We start from the raw sequence: 15,163 nt of genomic DNA on the forward strand, positions 1-15,163 counted from the left end.
CAATTTCAATGGAAATCGGACCTTCGATTTCCATTGAAATTGCGGGAACCCGGGTCAGCGGTTGCGCCAGGAGCTGTCGATGGCGGCTTCCTGGAGGTCCAGTTCGCGCAGGACGCGGCGCAGCACCTCGTCGTCGACGTTGCCCGCGTCCCGCTCGTCGGCCATCGCCGAACGCTGCACCTCGATCAGTTCGCGGCGCAGGTCGGAGAACGCCTTGCTCGCAGTGTCCGCCCGTTCGTCGGGCGTGCGCCCGACCTGCTCCGCCGCGGCCATCCCCTGGTGCTCCACCAGGGCCTTCATCCGGCCGATCATCCGGTCGAAGTGCTCAGGGCTGGTGTGCAGGTCCTCGGGCGTGAGCCCGTCCAGGTAGCGCAGGGCGGCGTTGGTCGCGGTCACCCGCGCCTCCGCCTCCGCCTGGTCGTCGCGCGCGGCCTCCTCCGGGTCGGCGATGCCGAGCTTCCGGATCAGCCACGGCAGCGTGGTGCCCTGCAGCAGGATGGTGCCGACCGCGATCACGAACGCGATGAACTGGATCAGCTCGCGCGCCGGGAACGGTTCGCCGGTGCCGGTGGTGTGCGGGATCGCGCCCGCGGCCGCGAGCGTGACCACGCCGCGCATCCCGGCCCACGACAGCACGGCGGTGCGCCGCCACCGGACGCCGTGCTTGGTGCTGGTGGCCAGCAGGTGCGCGAGGCCCGGCAGGTAGTTGGAGCCGAACATCCACAGGATCCGCACCACGATCGTCGTGGCCAGGATGATCAGCGCGGACGCGAGCACCAGGCCGAGGTTGCGGCCGGAGGTGACGATGGTGGTGATGACGGTCTGCAGCTGCAGCCCGATGTAGGCGAACACCAGGCTTTCCAGCAGCAGGTTGATCGACGCCCAGACGGTGTGCTCCTGCAGGCGTCCGGCGGCCCGCGCCCGCGGCTGGTTGTGGCCGACGTACAGCCCGGCGGTGACCACCGCGAGCACGCCGGAGCCGTACAGCTGCTCGGCGGTGAGGTAGGCGATGAACGGCACGAGCACGCCCAGCACGGTCGCCACCTGCACGTCCGGCACGCGGGTCCGGGCGACCTGCGCGAGCATCCCGAACACCAGCCCGAGGCCGACGCCGGCCACCACGGCCAGCACGAACACCAGCGCGCCCTGCGCCAGGGTCGGCGTGGTGCCGACGACCGCGGCGATCGCCATCCGGTAGATGGTCAGCGCCGCCGCGTCGTTGATCAGGCTTTCGCCGCCGAGGACCGTCATCATGCCGCGCGGCAGCTTCAGCTGGCGGCCGATCGCGGCGGCGGTGACCGCGTCCGGCGGCGCGATGACCGCGCCGAGCACGATCGCCGATTTCAGCGGCAGTTCCGGGATCAGCGTGAAGGCCAGCCAGCCGACCAGGAACGACGTGGCGACGACCTGCAGCACGCCGTGGTGCACGATCGGCGCGATCCGGGCCCGGAAGTTCGTGTAGGAACTCTCCAGCGCGGCGGCGTACAGCAGCGGCGGGAGCACCACGGTCAGCAGCAGCTCCGGATCGATCTCCAGCCGCGCGGTGCCGGGGATCAGCGAGACGACCAGGCCGACCAGGACCAGCAGCAGCGGGGCGGCGATCTCGCGGCTGCGCGCGACCGCGGTGACCAGCAGCGCGCCGATCAGCACGAGCAGCAGTTGGGCCACCGGGCACCCCCGTCCATCATGGACAGGTTAGGCGTCCGGATGGCCCGGCGCGGCCGGCGGCTCGTGGCGGTGTCGACTGCAGTTTCAATTGAAACCGGCCCCGAAACCAGGGGGACCGCAGTTTCAATTGAAACTGCGGTCCCCGAAGGCGTTCGGGGCGGCCGTCAGCGGTCGGCGAACTCGTCGCGGGCGGTGACCGCGATGTCCGGGTGGTCGCTGAAGATGCCGTCGATGTCCTGCTCGAACAGCGCCCGGAAGAAGCCGAAGACGTCGCCGAAGGCGGCCGGGTCGGCCGAGGAGCGGAAGTCCGCGGGCAGGAACTTGTTCTCCGCCCGGACCGTGTAGGGCACCACCTCGAGGCCGGCCGCGTGGGCGTCGGCGACGACGGTGGTCGGCGCGGTGAGGAAGCCGTCGGCGTTCACCGGCAGGATCACCTTGGTGTCCGGGCCGATCACGTCGGCGTAGGCCGCGATCTCCCGCAGGCCCGCCGGCTTGACCAGGTCGGCGTAGGTGCGCGGGTCGCCGGCCTCGACGAAGTCCTGCGGCGCGCCGGAGTTGCTGATCAGCTGTACGAGCTGCACCCGCAGCGACCGGTCGAGCTCCTTGAGGTTGGCCACCTCGAAGGACTGCACGGCGACCTTGGCGTCCGGCCGGTTCAGGCCGTTGCGGGTCAGCGCCTCGACGACGCCGGGCTCCAGCGCCAGGCCGAGCTTGGCGAAGTAGCTGGGGTGCTTGGTCTCCGGGGCGACGCCGATGTCGCGGCGGAGCTCCCGGGACAGCCGGGCGCGCAGGTCCAGGACCTCCTGGAACGTCGGCACCTCGTAGCGGCCGTCGTAGATCGTGTTGTTCGGCCGGACGTCCGGGATGCGCTCCTTGGCGCGCAGCGTCTTGAGCTCCGCGAGGGTGAAGTCCTCGGTGAACCAGCCGGTCACCGAGCTGCCGTCGATGACCTTGGTGGTCTTGCGGCCGGCGAACTCGGGGTGCTCGGCGACGTCGGTGGTGCCGCCGATCTCGTTCTCGTGCCGCGCGACCAGCACGCCGTCCTTTGTGGACACCAGGTCGGGCTCGATGTAGTCGGCGCCCATCCGGGCGGCCAGCTCGTAGGAGGCCAGCGTGTGCTCCGGCCGGTACCCGGAGGCGCCGCGGTGCCCGAAGACCGCCACCTGGTCGGTGTCCTGCGGCCGGCTCGGTGCGGCGATGGCGGGCGCGGTGATCAGCCCGAGCGCCGCTGCGCCCGCGACGGACAGCGCCGTCAGGCGTACCCGGATGGTCATGTGCCCTCCTGTGTCTCGCGCAGCATGTCGATCAACGCTGCACATTCGGGCAAAACACTGACCGCCGCAATCGACCATTCGCGCAAGACCGGGCAACCCCGCGACAACGGCCGGGTGAACTACCGGGATCGACCGGATGAGCTACCCCCGGCGAGGCATTCGCGCCAAAAACGGCGGGGGCACCGCCAACGTGGCGTGCCGCACGCTCTACGCTCACGGCTTGTGCGAATCCTCGTGATCGGTGGCGGTGGCCGGGAACACGCGATCGTGCTGGCGCTGTCCCGCGACCCGTCCGTGACCGCGCTGGCCTGCGCGCCGGGCAACGCCGGCACCGCTGCGCTCGCCGAGACCTACGGCGTCGACGTCGCGAAGCCGGCCGAAGTGGCCGAGCTGGCCACCAGGTGGAAGGCCGACCTCGTCGTGTTCGGCCCCGAGACGCCGCTGGTCGCGGGCGCGTCCGACGCCGTCCGGGCGGCGGGCATCGCCTGCTTCGGCCCGTCGAAGGCGGCCGCGCGCATCGAAGGTTCGAAGGCGTTCGCCAAGGACGTCATGCTCGCGGCCGGGGTGCCGACCGCGCACAGCGAAGTGGTCGACAACCCGGCGAAGCTGGACGCCGCGCTGGCCCACTTCGGCCCCACCTGGGTGGTCAAGGACGACGGCCTGGCCGCCGGCAAGGGCGTGCTGGTGACCGGCGACTTCGACGCGGCGCGCGCGCACGCGCTCAAGCTGCTCGACGGCGGACACCCGGTGCTGCTGGAGTCGTTCCTGGACGGCCCCGAGGCCTCGCTGTTCTGCCTGGTCGACGGCACGACGGTGGTTCCGCTGCTGCCCGCGCAGGACTTCAAGCGCGTCGGCGACGGCGACGCGGGCCCGAACACCGGCGGCATGGGCGCCTACACGCCGCTGCCGTGGGCGCCGGACGACCTGGTGGAGAACGTGGTGCGCACCATCGTGCAGCCCACGGTCGACGAGCTGGCGAGCCGCGGCACGCCGTTCTCCGGACTGCTGTACGCGGGGCTGGCGCTGACCTCCAGCGGCCCGCAGGTGATCGAGTTCAACTGCCGCTTCGGCGACCCCGAGACCCAGGCCGTGCTGTCGCTGCTGCACACCCCGCTGGCGTCGTTGTTCAACGCCGTCGCGCGCGGTGAGCTCGCCGAGCAGCCGCCGCTGGAGTGGGAGCCCGGCGCCGCGGTGACCGTCGTGATCGCCGCCGAGGGCTATCCCGGGCGGCCGCGCGTCGACGACGTGATCCAGGGCGGCGACGCGCAGGGCATCCTGCACTCCGGTACCCGGCGCCGCGAGGACGGCGCGGTGCTGTCCGCCGGCGGCCGCGTGCTGTCGGTCGTGGCCACCGGTGAGGATCTGGCGTCGGCCCGCGAGGCGGCGTACCGCCGGGTCGCCGGCGTGCACCTGCCCGGCTCGCACTACCGCACCGACATCGCGCTCCGCGCGGTCGAGGGCGAGATCGCCATCCCCGACGCGTAAGCCATTAGCCGACAGGGCTACTGGCGCGAGTCCGGATGGCGGTCCCGCTACGCTCGCTGCGTTGCGAAACTTCTGGTTGTGCAAGAGAACCGGGGGGGAAGACGTCGGCCTAAGGTCGCCGGATGGAGTCGTGCCGCCCGAGTTGAAAAGGCGAAACGCGACCGTTCCAACGTGGTGATCGGGTTGGCCGGTTTGCTGGTTGCGGTCATCAGTGCTGCGGTGGCGGTCGCTCAGTTGGTGGAACCGAGTAGCCCGGCCGAGCATGTCCAGGAATGCCAGCATAAGTACGCTGCGCCGTACGTCCGTGGTCGAGAGGTCGCGCCTGGTGTCGTCGAGAAAAAGTTCGGTTCCTGCTCTTGGCCACCGGTGCCGGGTACGGGTGCAGACGGATTCTCAGACGTCACGGTGACCGAGTATGCGATTCCAGATGTACCGATGGCGTCGAAGTTCACCAACGCGCAGCAAATCGAATCCGAATGCACCAGGCTTTCGCTGCGTTATCGGTTCTACAGCCAGGGAACTGTTGCGCAAGCGCCGTTGGACGTCGACAACGACCAGATCGTGTCGTTCTACGACGGTAGTCCGGAGGCAATTCCGGCAGAGTTGGAAGGCATTATCAGAGACCCCAGGGGGCCAGAGGAACCGGGGCCGAAGAGCCTGATCGTGCTGTCCCACGATCGTTATGAACTCGTCCAGGCAGAATGCGTTGATCCTCACTAGCCACGCTGACCAGGGCTATCAGGTCTACGTCGGACATTGGCCTGGCACGCTGAGCGCATGCTCGATCTCGCGGTTCCGGGCGTCGCACAGCGCGACGACGCCATCACCAAGGCCATGAAGGAGCACGCCCAGGGGGGCAGTGCATCGACCCGACGTTCCAGGCGCACAAGCTGCCCGGTCACGACGACATCTACAACCCGGTGGACAACATCATCGCGGGTGTCCGCTACACCTTCGACCGCTACGGCGGCTTCGAGGGGGACCCGGGCCTGAAGTCCATGGCCGACGGCGGTGGCTACCAGGGCTACTGATCGAGTTCTCGGGGCGTCCCCCTAGCGTGGTGGGCATGGCTGAACGCTTCACCCGTCCCAAGCGCGGATCGTGGATCGCCGGGGTGTGCGCGGGCATCGCGGACCGGCTGGGGCTGCCGAGGCTTCTGGTGCGGCTGCTCTTCGTGCTGGCTTCCGGTGCGGGCGGTGCCGGTCTGATCGCCTACTTCCTGCTGTGGACGTTCACCAAGACCGAGTGACCGGGGCCTGGGTGTCCGAGTCGCTCCCGCGCCTGGCACGCTGAGCGCATGCTCGATCCTGCGGTTCTGGGCGTCGCACAGCGCGCCGACGTCGCTCCGTTCCAAGTCATGGAGGTCCTGTCGGCGGCCGCCGCGCGGCAGCGGACGAAGGGCGACGTGGTCTCGCTGGCCGCTGGCCAGCCCGCCACGCCCGCGCCGAAGGCCGTGCGCGACGCCGCTGCGCAGGCCGTGCAGCACCACGCGCTCGGCTACACCGAGCAGCTCGGCCTGCCCGAGCTGCGCGAATCGATCGCTGGGCACTACGACCGCGCCTACGGGCTCGCGGTGCAGGCCGACGACGTCGTGGTGACCACCGGCGCCTCCGGTGCCTTCCTGCTCGCGTTCCTCAGCGCATTCGACGCCGGGGACCGCGTCGCGCTGGCCCGACCCGGCTACCCGGCCTACCGGAACATCCTGGCGGCGCTGGGCTGCGAGGTCGTCGAGCTGCCGTGCGACGAGACGACCCGCTTCCAGCCGACCGTGGAGATGCTGGAGGCGCTCGACGAGCCGATCCACGGGCTGATCGTGGCGAGTCCGGCGAACCCGACCGGTACGGTGCTCTCCCGCGACGAGCTGGCCGGGCTGGCTCGGTGGTGCGGGACCAACGGCGTGCAGCTGATCAGCGACGAGATCTACCACGGCCTCAGCTACGGGGATCCGCTGCACTCGGCCTGGGAGTTCTCCCGCGAGGCGATCGTCGTGAACTCGTTCTCCAAGTTCTGGTCGATGACCGGCTGGCGGCTGGGCTGGATGCTGGTGCCGCCGCGGCTGCGCCGCGCGGTCGACTCGCTGACCGGGAACTTCACGCTCTGTCCGCCCGCGCTGTCCCAGCACGGCGCGGTCGCGGCGTTCTCCCCGGACGCCTACGCCGAGGTCGACGCGCACGTCGAGCGCTACCGCACGAACCGCGAGCTGCTGCTGAGCGGCCTCGGCGAGCTCGGCATCACCCGGGTCGCCCCGGCCGACGGCGCGTTCTACGCCTGGGCGGACATCGGGCACCTCACCGACGACGCGACGGCGTTCTGCCGGCGGCTGCTGGACGAGACCGGGGTGGCGGTGGTGCCGGGCGTCGACTTCGACCCGGTGCTCGGCAACCGCTTCGTGCGGCTGTCCTTCGCGGGCAGCACCGAGGACATCGCCGAAGCCCTGGACCGCCTGGCCCGCTGGCTCCCCCGCTGACCACCACCCGTCCGGGCCGACCACCCTGGTCAGGAGGGCCGCAATTTCCATTGAAATTGAAGGTCCAATTTCAATGGAAATTGCGGCGTCGTGACCGGGCGGAGGGTCCGGCGGCCTCCGGGAACCCCTGAGTTTTCCCCGGTATCGGCTTCGGCAGGCCGATTCGGGCCGATGATCTGGCAGGCTGGAGTCAGGACGGGGAACAGCGTGGTCGAGCTGAGGTGCGTGCGATGGTGTGGAAAGTGATCGGCGGACTGCTGCTGCTGTGGCTGGTGATCTCGGTGGCGGGCTTCGTCATCAAGGGGCTGTTCTGGCTCGCCGTCATCGGCGGCGTGCTGTTCGTCGCCACCGCCGCGATCGGCTGGGCCCGGGACCGCAAGCAGATCAAATCCTGAACCACTCGGTGGGGAGCGAGAGCGCCTTCGATCTGGACGAAGGCGCCCTTCGCGCGTTCAGGGCAGGATGCCGTGGGCCCGGAGGGTTGCGCGGGCCGCGTCCGCGCCCTGCCAGCGCTCCGCGTGGAGGCCCGCTTCGCGGGCGCCGTCGACGTTCTCCTGCCGGTCGTCGAAGAACAGGCACTCCGCGGCCGGCGCGTCGAGCGTTTCGAGCAGCACCCGGTAGATCGCCGCGTCCGGCTTCACCAGGCGCAGGTCACCCGAGAAGATCAGGTGCTTGAACAGCCTCGCCCAGCTCTCCTGCTCCGCCGCGCGCCCGAACGACGACGGCGCGTTGGACAGCACCGCCATCGTGACGTCCTGCCGGTGCAGGTCTTCCAGCAGCTGCAGGGTTTCCGGTGAGGTCTCCAGCCAGCCGCCGGCGTCGGCGCGGGTCAGCTGCACGGACAGCTCGGCGTCGACTTCCTTGCCCAGCCGCGCCGCGACCGCCCGCCAGTACTCCACATCGGACAGACCCCGGTCGTAGGCGATGCGCTCAGCGAAGTAGGCCCGCTCGAACTCCGGCGCCTCGACCCCGAGCAGCGCCGCGATGTCGGGCAGCGCAGCCGTGCGCCGGCTGATCACCTCGCCGTAGTCGAACACGATCCAACGCACCACGAGCCCTCCAACGGGAGTCCTACAGCCGGGCTCCGCCGATCCTGCGGAGCGCTTCCTCGATGTCGGTCTTGGACACGTCGCGGTGCGTCACGAACCGGACCTGCCCGCTCATCGGCACCGCCCGCACCCCGATCGCCTGCAAGCGTCGCAGGGTCAGCTGCACGTCCGGAACCGCCGCGAGAACGATGTTGGTCTGCGGTGGGGTGACGTCCCAGCCGAGCTCGGTGAGTCCATCGGCGAGCGCGCGGGCGTTGTCGTGGTCCTCGGCGAGCGCGTCGAGCCGGTCCAGCGCGACGAGCCCGGCCGCGGCGAGCACGCCGCCCTGCCGGACGCCGCCGCCGAGCATCTTGCGCACCCGGCGGGCCTCGCCGATGAATTCCTCGCTGCCCGCGACGACGGAGCCGACCGGCGCGCCGAGCCCCTTGCTCAGGCAGGCCTGCACGGTGTCGACGCCGACGGTCAGCGCGGCCGGCGGGACGCCGAGCGCGACCGAGGCGTTCCAGAGCCGGGCGCCGTCGAGGTGGACTTTCAGTCCGCCTTCGCGCGCGGCCGCCGCGAGCATGACGTGCTCATCCGGCGGGACGACCGCGCCGCCCGCGCCGTTGTGCGTGTTCTCCAGGCACAACAGCGTGGTGTGCAGCATGTCGTAGGCCGCTGCGCCGCCCAGCTGGGCCCGCACCGCCTCGGCCGTCGGGCGTCCCGGTCCGGCGCTCCAGTCCAGCGGCTCCGGCATGCCGCCGGCCAGCCAGGCCGCGGAGCCGAGCTCGTGGTTCAGCACGTGGGCGCCGCGCGGCGCGAGGAACCGGTCCCCGCGTTTCAGGTGCAGCATCAGGGCGATCAGGTTGCCCATCGTGCCGCTGGGCACCCACAGGGCGGCAGCGGTGCCGAGCAGCTGCGCGACGCGTTCTTCCAGCGCGCGCATCGTCGGGTCGTGGTCGAGCACGTCGTCGCCGACTTCGGCCGCGGCCATGGCCGCGGACATCTGCTCGTCGGGACGCGTGACCGTGTCGGAACGGAGGTCGATCGGCGCCGTGTTGGTCACGAACAGATCACACCACATCGGCACCGGGTTCGGGGAGCAACCCTGCTGACATCGCTGCGGCGGCTGCGGTATCAATCACAGGTGGATCGCCGGGGCCGTGCAACGGCCGCGGCCGGCGATTCCGTCCGTACAGGTGCAGGCACAACGAGCGGAGAGTTCCGCGTGGACCAGCGCGAAGAGCAGGAGTTCGCGGAGTACTTCGCGGCTCGGCGGGAGGCGGTGCGTCGAATGGCGTACATGATGTGCGGTGATTGGCACCGCGCGGACGATCTCGCCCAGACCGCGTTCATCGCGTTGCACCGGCATTGGCGCAAAGTCCGCGACAAGGGCGCACTGGACGCGTACGTGCGTCGCACCCTGACCCGCGCGGTGATCGACGAGTCCAGGCGGCCGTGGCGGCGGGAGCGCGCCGCGGAGGTGCTGCCGGACCGGCCGGTGGACTCGCCGGACGTGGACAACTCGGTGGCGACCAAGCAGACCCTGCTCGCGGGCCTGCAGAAGGTGCCGCCGAAGCAGCGGGCGGTGTTGGTGCTCCGATTCCTGGAGGGGTTGGACGTCGCGGGGGTGGCGGCAGTCATGAAGTGCAGCGAAGGCAACGTGAAGAGCCAGTCCGCCCGGGGGCTGGCGGCGTTGCGGGAAGCGCTGGGTGATGAGCTCGGCGACCTGCGGTCGGCGTGAGGAGGTGCGGGTAGGTGGACGAACGCAAGCTCGAGGAGCTGTTCCGCGATTCGGTGCGGTCCGTGCCTCCGGCGTCGTTCGACGAGAGCGACGTGGCGCAGGCATCGCGGCGGATCACGGCGCGCCGCCGGATGGCGGCGTTGGGCGGCACGGTGGTCGCGGCCGCCGTGCTGGTGGGCGGCGTCGGCCTGGGGACCGGCATGTTCGGCTCGTCGTCGAGCAGCAACGTCGCGAGCCGGCCGGAGACCGCGTCGATCTCCCCGCGCGTCGACGGGCCGGGCGTCCTGGGTGACCGCTCGGGCCGGTGCGGGCCGGACGCGCAGCTCGCGGCGGCGGTGACCAAGCAGCTGCCGGAGGCCGCCGGGATGGCGCCGGTCGCCCCGGACCCGTGCCCGTCCGGCGCGAAGACGGCTTCGTTCATGCTGCGCGACGGGTCTTCGTCGGGCAGCGTCACGGTGATCGTGAGCCCGGTTGGCGCGGTGTCCCCGGAGCAGGCGACGCCCGGCGACGTGCGGCGCCCGGACGGCACCGAGCAGTCGGTGCGCAAGGCGCGCAGCGGCAAGCTGGTGGTCGTGCTCAGCGATCCGGACGCCGGCTCCCCGGCGGCGCCGTACGGCGCGCGGATCGCGTCGATCGCAGGCGGCCTGGCCGACCAGTTCTGATCGTTCGGCAGCGCGATCGTTCGGCCTGATCAGCGCCCGTGCGCGTTTTGTGCGGCTATGGCAGCACGAACGACACACGGGCTCTGAACTGCGGAAACGGTTCTCCGCGCGTCCCTCGTGTCCGGTATGTGGTGGTATCGCTCACCAGAACGGTACGGATGTACCAGATTATCGGTACGTTAGTACCAGACAGCGGGTAAGCGGCCCGGCTGCCGGATCGAGGGAAGGGCGACCAGCAATGATGGCCTGGATCATTCTGATGGTTTCGGGAATTTTCGAGGCGGGTTGGGCGATCTCGCTCAAGCTCTCGCACGGCTTCAGCCGGCTGATCCCGACGGTGTCGTTCTTCGTGCTGGCCGCCATCAGCTTCGCGGGCCTGGCGTACGCGATGCGGACGCTGCCCGCGGGCCCCGCGTACGCGGTGTGGACCGGCATCGGCGCCGCGCTGACGGCGATCGTGGGCATGGTCTGGCTGGGCGACGGCGTCTCCGCGATGAAGCTCGTCTCGATCGTGTTGATCGTCGCCGGCGTGATCGGCCTGAACCTCGCGGGCGGCGGCCACTGACCCCACGGACGGGTTCCCGCGAAATCGCGCCGGTGGTCGTGAGCGGTTGTGGTCGCCCAGGCGGCCATTGCCGCTCACGACCGTTCGCGTGACCACGCCGTGCTCGCTGACGAATAGGATCGGCAGATATGACAGCGGCCAGTACTCCGAAGGGCGAGCGGCGGCGGCAGGCCTTGGTCGTGGCTGCCGCGCAGCTGCTGGCCGAGGGCGGCTTCGAAGCCGTGCGGCATCGTGCGGTCGCCGAGCGCGCCGGCTTGCCGCTGGCCTCCACCACCTACTACTTCTCGTCGCTGGACGACCTGGTCAGCGCCGCCGTCGAGTACGAGTCGCGGCAGGAGCTCGCCACCGGCCGGGCCCGGCTCGACGAGCTCGCCGAGCGCCCGCGCGGCACCGACGCGGTGATCGAGCTGCTGCTGGACCTCCTGCTGGGCACCGGATCGCGCGACGGCGGCGCGGAGCCGGTGCTGCTGCGCTACGAGCGGCTGGTCGGCTCGCCCCGCCGCCCCTACCTGGCGCCGCTGATGCGCGAGCTCAGCGCCGAACTGCACGAACTGCTCGCGGAGATCTTCGCCCGCAGCGGCATGGAGGTCGGCCGCGAACGGCTGCTCGAACTGATCGCGCTGGTGGACGGCGCGGTGGTGAACGCGCTGATCGAAAGCGACCCGGATCCCCGCGGCGCGGCGCGCCGGATGCTGCGCTCTCAGCTCGGCTGAGATGCACTTTCTATAAGCGGCGGTAGCCGCTTGCGGTGTGGGACTCAGTTTGCACGCCGCGGGTTCTCAGGCTGTGCCCGCCCGAAAGGGCTCTCGGAGAGGACAGCCCCGACGTGGTGTATTGGGCATACATGATGTCGGGGATCCCACAGCGAGGCGGCGCCTGAGGTTCCGCTACCCGCACCGCTACGGAAACCACTTTTAAACCCTTCTTTGAGCCACCCGGTACAGCCTCGCGTACGAGCCGTCGGCGGCGAGCAGCTCCTCGTGGCTGCCCAGCTCGACGATGCGCCCATCGGACATCACGGCCACCTGGTCGGCGTTGCGCGCGGTGTGCAGCCGGTGCGCGATCGCGATCACCGTGCGCCCCGCCAGCAGCGTCGAAAGCGCCCGTTCGAGCTCCCGCGACGTGACGTTGTCCAGCAGCGATGTCGCCTCGTCGAGGACCACCGTGTGCGGGTCGGCCAGCAGCACCCGGGCCAGCGCGAGCTGCTGCGCGCGGGCCGCCGGGACCGGGTGCCCGCCCGCGCCGAGGACCGTGTCCAGCCCGTCCGGCAGCGCCGACACCCAGTCGTGCAGCCCGACCGCCTTGAGCGCGTCGGTCAGCTGGTCGTCGTTCGGGTCGCCGTCGGCCAGCGCGAGGTTCTCCCGCAGCGAGCAGGCGAAGACGTGGTGCTCCTGGGTCAGCAGCACCACCTCGCGGCGCAGCCGCGCGGCGGGCAGGTCGGTGATCTCCGTGCTGCCGAAGGCGACCGATCCGGAGTCCGGCCGGCTGATGCCGGCGATCAGCCTGCCGAGCGTCGACTTGCCCGCGCCGGACGGGCCGACGATCACCAGCCGCTGACCGGCCGGGACGGTCAGGTCGACGCCGTGCAGGATCTCCCGGTCCTCCCGGTAGGAGAAGCGCAGGTCGCGGATCACCAGGTCGCGACCCGGCTCCTCCCCGGGGCGGGACGCGTCGTCGTCAGCCACCGGGATCTCGCGGACGCCGAGGATGCGTTGCAGCGCCGTGTGCCCGGTCTGCAGCTCTTCGAGCCACATGAACAGCTCGTCGAACGGGTTCGACATCGCCTGCGCGTAGAGCACGACGGTGATGATCGTGCCGAGCTCGACGAGCTCCGCCTGGTACGCCCAGCCGCCGATGAGCAGGATCGCGCCGATCGGCAGCACGTACGACAGTTCCAGGAACGGCAGCCACACGGTGAGCAGGTACCGGTGCCGCTTCTCCGACGCGGCGGCCCGGCCGAGCACCTGCTCGTTGCGCGCCCGGCGGCGCGCGCCCAGCCGCAGGGCCGCGATGGCCCGCGCGCCCTCGACGGATTCGTGCGTGCTCGACTGGACATCCGACCAGTTCGCCGCGATCTGCTCGATGTTCGGCAGCGAACGCGGGAAGTACCAGCGGGTGCTGAAGACCATCAGCGGCACCGCGATCAGCATCCCGCAGGCGAGCAGCGGCGACGTGATGATCATCGCTGTGCCGGTCAGCACGATGGTGATCAGCGCCGTGGTGATCTCGGGCGCGGCGTTGCGGATCGTGTAGTCGAGCCGGTCGACGTCCGTGGTCGCGCGGCTGAGCAGGTCGCCGGTGCCGGCCGCCTCGACGGTGCCCAGCGGCAAGCGCAGCGCGTGACCGACCATGCTCTCGCGCGATTCCGCCAGCAGGTGCTCGCCGAGCATCGTCGCGCGCAGCCGGGCCGAACGAGCCAGCAGCGCCTGCACCACCAGCACCACGAGGAACACCGCGGCGAGCAGGTCGACGTATCCGGTGGTGGTGCCGGTGACCACCGAGTCGACGAGGGAACCGAGGATCTGCGGCCCGATCAGCCCGACCAGCGTCGTCAGGCCGAACAGCAGCATCATCGCGGCGAAGTGGCGGCGGTGCACCAGGAGCGTGCGCCACATCCAGCGGCGCACCGCGGCTCCGCCCGCCAGCGGCAGTTTCGTGCTCATGCGTCGGCTCCCGCGTACCGCACCTGATCCGCCACGGCCATCCACAACGGACTTTGACTCAGCACCACGGTGGTGCGTCCGCGGCGCAACTCGCCGACCCGCTCGGCGATCCTCGCCTCGGTGTGCGCGTCGACCGCCGAGGTCGGCTCGTCCAGGATCAGCACGTCGGCGTCCGAGCACAGCGCGCGGGCGAGCAGCAGGCGCTGCCGCTGACCACCGGAGAGCGAGCGGGCGCGCTCGTCGAGCAGCCCGTCGGCGGGCAGGGCCGACATCACGTCGTGCGCATCGGACGCGTGCAACGCGCTTTCGACGTCCACATCGGACTCCAGGTCGATCTCGGTGCGGGCCGGTCCGGAGAACAGCTGGTCCTGGTTGTGCGCCAACACGATTCGACGGCGCACCTCGTCCGGCTCGACGTCGCGCAGTGGCACGCCGCCGGCGATCGCCGCACCGGCGAGGCGTTCCGCGAGGGCCTCCGCGTGTTCGCCGGCGTCGATCACGGTCAGCTCGCCCGCCGGGATGCGCAGGCCGCTCGCCTCGTCGACCAGATCCAGCGGACCTGGCGGCAGCGGCTTCGGGTGCTCCGGCGGCGCCGGCTCGGGCTCCAACTGCAGCAGCGAGCCCATCCGACCTGCCGCGACCTGCGCTGAGGCGAACGCGTAGGCGGCCTCGGTGGCGGTGCGGACGGGGATGACCAGGTACGCCGACACGCCGTAGAACGCGACGAGCTCGCCGACGCTGATGTCGCCGTCCAGCGCCAGCCGCGCGCCGATCCAGGTGACCAGCACCGTGACCAGGCCGGGCAGCAGGATCTCCGCGGCGGCCAGCAGCGCCTCGATCCGCCCGGCGGCCACCCCGGCGACCCGGACCCGCTGGGAGGCGTCGACGAACCGCGCGTGGAAGCGGGACTCGCCGCCGACGCCGCGCAGGATCCGCAGCCCGGACACGATGTCCGCGGCCTGTGCGCTGACCTGCGACAACTCCTCGCGCTGCGCTTCCTCGCGGCGGCGCAGCGGGGCCAGCAGCGGCCCGATGCCCACGGTCGCCAGCGGCACGCCGATCAGCACGATGACGCCCATCACCGGCGAGATCCACAGCACCGCCGCGGCGGCGACCGCGAAGGAGACCAGCGATCCGGTGGCCCGCCCGATCACCTCGAACACCCCGCCGATGCGGTAGATGTCCGTCGCGCCGACCGTGACCACCTCGCCCGCCCGGACCTTGCGGGTCAGCGTGCCGCCGAGTCCGATCACGTGGCCCAGCACGATCCGCTGGGATCCCGCCGCGCCGTGCAGCCAAAGCGTGTGCGAGGCCCAGTTCAGCGTGCCGGCGGTGGCCATCTGCGTGAGGCCGAGCGCCACCACGACCAGCACCCAGCCCAGCAGCGCGCCGTCGACGCCGTCGCGGATCCCCTCGTCGATCGCGCGGCCGACCACCAGCGGCATCAGCGCCGTCGGCAGCATCCACAACGCACCGGAAATGGTCGCAAGCGTCAGCAGTCCCGGCCGTTGCGCCAGCAGGGACCACAGGAACCGGGGTGCACTCGAACCGCGCGAAGCCATGGTGACATCGACGGTAGTTCGCGCCGTGGGGCCCGGTCGACCGAT

The 15,163-nt window shown here is 70.9% G+C and carries 15 protein-coding genes and 1 pseudogene; 10 read left to right on the forward strand and 6 right to left on the reverse strand.

Going from position 1 to position 15,163, the window contains the following annotated elements:
* Positions 1 to 54: 54 nt before the first annotated feature.
* Complete coding sequence (locus E1288_RS06130) at positions 55 to 1,668, reverse strand: Na+/H+ antiporter (protein ID WP_132482080.1); 1,614 nt, start codon at positions 1,666 to 1,668, stop codon at positions 55 to 57.
* Between the two features lie 164 nt (positions 1,669 to 1,832).
* Positions 1,833 to 2,942, reverse strand: a complete 1,110-nt coding sequence (locus E1288_RS06135) for a glycerophosphodiester phosphodiesterase (RefSeq protein WP_132482083.1) — start codon at positions 2,940 to 2,942, stop codon at positions 1,833 to 1,835.
* A 222-nt stretch (positions 2,943 to 3,164) separates the two neighbouring features.
* On the opposite strand from E1288_RS06135, the gene purD reads away from it, so the two are divergent.
* The 6 genes and pseudogenes from purD to E1288_RS46765 all read left to right on the forward strand — a co-directional run bounded on the left by purD (position 3,165) and on the right by E1288_RS46765 (position 7,289).
* On the forward strand, positions 3,165 to 4,427 hold the full coding sequence (gene purD / locus E1288_RS06140) for a phosphoribosylamine--glycine ligase (RefSeq protein WP_132482086.1): 1,263 nt from the start codon (positions 3,165 to 3,167) through the stop codon (positions 4,425 to 4,427).
* A gap of 171 nt (positions 4,428 to 4,598) precedes the next feature.
* Positions 4,599 to 5,147 (forward strand): hypothetical protein, encoded by a 549-nt coding sequence (locus tag E1288_RS06145; RefSeq protein WP_132482089.1) that lies wholly within the window; start codon positions 4,599 to 4,601, stop codon positions 5,145 to 5,147.
* A 137-nt stretch (positions 5,148 to 5,284) separates the two neighbouring features.
* Positions 5,285 to 5,458 (forward strand): annotated as a pseudogene (locus E1288_RS06150) (transglycosylase); the annotation flags it as partial.
* Between the two features lie 35 nt (positions 5,459 to 5,493).
* Positions 5,494 to 5,676, forward strand: a complete 183-nt coding sequence (locus E1288_RS06155; protein ID WP_132482092.1) for a PspC domain-containing protein — start codon at positions 5,494 to 5,496, stop codon at positions 5,674 to 5,676.
* Positions 5,677 to 5,724: 48 nt separating this feature from the next.
* The gene (locus tag E1288_RS06160; RefSeq protein ID WP_132482095.1) at positions 5,725 to 6,894 is read left to right on the forward strand and encodes a pyridoxal phosphate-dependent aminotransferase; all 1,170 of its coding nucleotides are present in this window, start codon (positions 5,725 to 5,727) and stop codon (positions 6,892 to 6,894) included.
* A 230-nt stretch (positions 6,895 to 7,124) separates the two neighbouring features.
* Positions 7,125 to 7,289, forward strand: a complete 165-nt coding sequence (locus E1288_RS46765; protein WP_165968003.1) for a hypothetical protein — start codon at positions 7,125 to 7,127, stop codon at positions 7,287 to 7,289.
* A gap of 57 nt (positions 7,290 to 7,346) precedes the next feature.
* On the opposite strand, the gene E1288_RS06165 is transcribed toward E1288_RS46765, so the two are convergent.
* Both E1288_RS06165 and E1288_RS06170 read right to left on the reverse strand, forming a co-directional pair.
* Positions 7,347 to 7,946: an HAD family hydrolase gene (locus E1288_RS06165; RefSeq protein WP_132482098.1), complete on the reverse strand. Its 600-nt coding sequence runs from the start codon at positions 7,944 to 7,946 to the stop codon at positions 7,347 to 7,349.
* A gap of 19 nt (positions 7,947 to 7,965) precedes the next feature.
* Positions 7,966 to 8,988, reverse strand: coding sequence for a threonine aldolase family protein (locus E1288_RS06170; protein WP_235883376.1), 1,023 nt, complete (start codon positions 8,986 to 8,988; stop codon positions 7,966 to 7,968).
* Positions 8,989 to 9,150: 162 nt separating this feature from the next.
* Here E1288_RS06170 and E1288_RS06175 point away from each other — a divergent pair, with 162 nt between their 5' ends.
* The 4 genes from E1288_RS06175 to E1288_RS06190 all read left to right on the forward strand — a co-directional run bounded on the left by E1288_RS06175 (position 9,151) and on the right by E1288_RS06190 (position 11,606).
* Positions 9,151 to 9,666 (forward strand): SigE family RNA polymerase sigma factor, encoded by a 516-nt coding sequence (locus tag E1288_RS06175; RefSeq protein ID WP_132482104.1) that lies wholly within the window; start codon positions 9,151 to 9,153, stop codon positions 9,664 to 9,666.
* Positions 9,667 to 9,680: 14 nt separating this feature from the next.
* Entirely contained in the window at positions 9,681 to 10,328 is a 648-nt protein-coding gene (locus E1288_RS06180) for a hypothetical protein (protein ID WP_132482107.1), read from the forward strand.
* A gap of 241 nt (positions 10,329 to 10,569) precedes the next feature.
* Positions 10,570 to 10,893, forward strand: coding sequence for a DMT family transporter (locus E1288_RS06185; protein ID WP_132482110.1), 324 nt, complete (start codon positions 10,570 to 10,572; stop codon positions 10,891 to 10,893).
* A 128-nt stretch (positions 10,894 to 11,021) separates the two neighbouring features.
* Complete coding sequence (locus tag E1288_RS06190) at positions 11,022 to 11,606, forward strand: TetR/AcrR family transcriptional regulator (RefSeq protein WP_132482113.1); 585 nt, start codon at positions 11,022 to 11,024, stop codon at positions 11,604 to 11,606.
* A 201-nt stretch (positions 11,607 to 11,807) separates the two neighbouring features.
* Here the strand turns inward: E1288_RS06190 and E1288_RS06195 are convergent, their stop codons facing one another.
* Complete coding sequence (locus E1288_RS06195) at positions 11,808 to 13,556, reverse strand: ABC transporter ATP-binding protein (protein ID WP_132482116.1); 1,749 nt, start codon at positions 13,554 to 13,556, stop codon at positions 11,808 to 11,810.
* Positions 13,553 to 15,118, reverse strand: coding sequence for an ABC transporter transmembrane domain-containing protein (locus E1288_RS06200; RefSeq protein WP_132482119.1), 1,566 nt, complete (start codon positions 15,116 to 15,118; stop codon positions 13,553 to 13,555). Before E1288_RS06200 ends, E1288_RS06195 begins: the two co-directional genes overlap by 4 nt.
* Positions 15,119 to 15,163 lie beyond the last annotated feature (45 nt).

It is taken from the genome of Saccharopolyspora elongata, assembly GCF_004348985.1.
Taxonomy (GTDB): domain Bacteria; phylum Actinomycetota; class Actinomycetes; order Mycobacteriales; family Pseudonocardiaceae; genus Saccharopolyspora; species Saccharopolyspora elongata.

Coding starts and splice junctions, on each gene's coding strand:
- E1288_RS46765 (WP_165968003.1), top strand. CDS start 7,125: ATGGTGTGGAAAGTGATCGGCGGACTGCTGCTGCTGTGGCTGGTGATC.
- E1288_RS06185 (WP_132482110.1), top strand. CDS start 10,570: ATGGCCTGGATCATTCTGATGGTTTCGGGAATTTTCGAGGCGGGTTGG.
- E1288_RS06190 (WP_132482113.1), top strand. CDS start 11,022: ATGACAGCGGCCAGTACTCCGAAGGGCGAGCGGCGGCGGCAGGCCTTG.
- E1288_RS06135 (WP_132482083.1), bottom strand. CDS start 2,942: ATGACCATCCGGGTACGCCTGACGGCGCTGTCCGTCGCGGGCGCAGCG.
- E1288_RS06160 (WP_132482095.1), top strand. CDS start 5,725: ATGCTCGATCCTGCGGTTCTGGGCGTCGCACAGCGCGCCGACGTCGCT.
- E1288_RS06155 (WP_132482092.1), top strand. CDS start 5,494: ATGGCTGAACGCTTCACCCGTCCCAAGCGCGGATCGTGGATCGCCGGG.
- E1288_RS06195 (WP_132482116.1), bottom strand. CDS start 13,556: ATGAGCACGAAACTGCCGCTGGCGGGCGGAGCCGCGGTGCGCCGCTGG.
- E1288_RS06200 (WP_132482119.1), bottom strand. CDS start 15,118: ATGGCTTCGCGCGGTTCGAGTGCACCCCGGTTCCTGTGGTCCCTGCTG.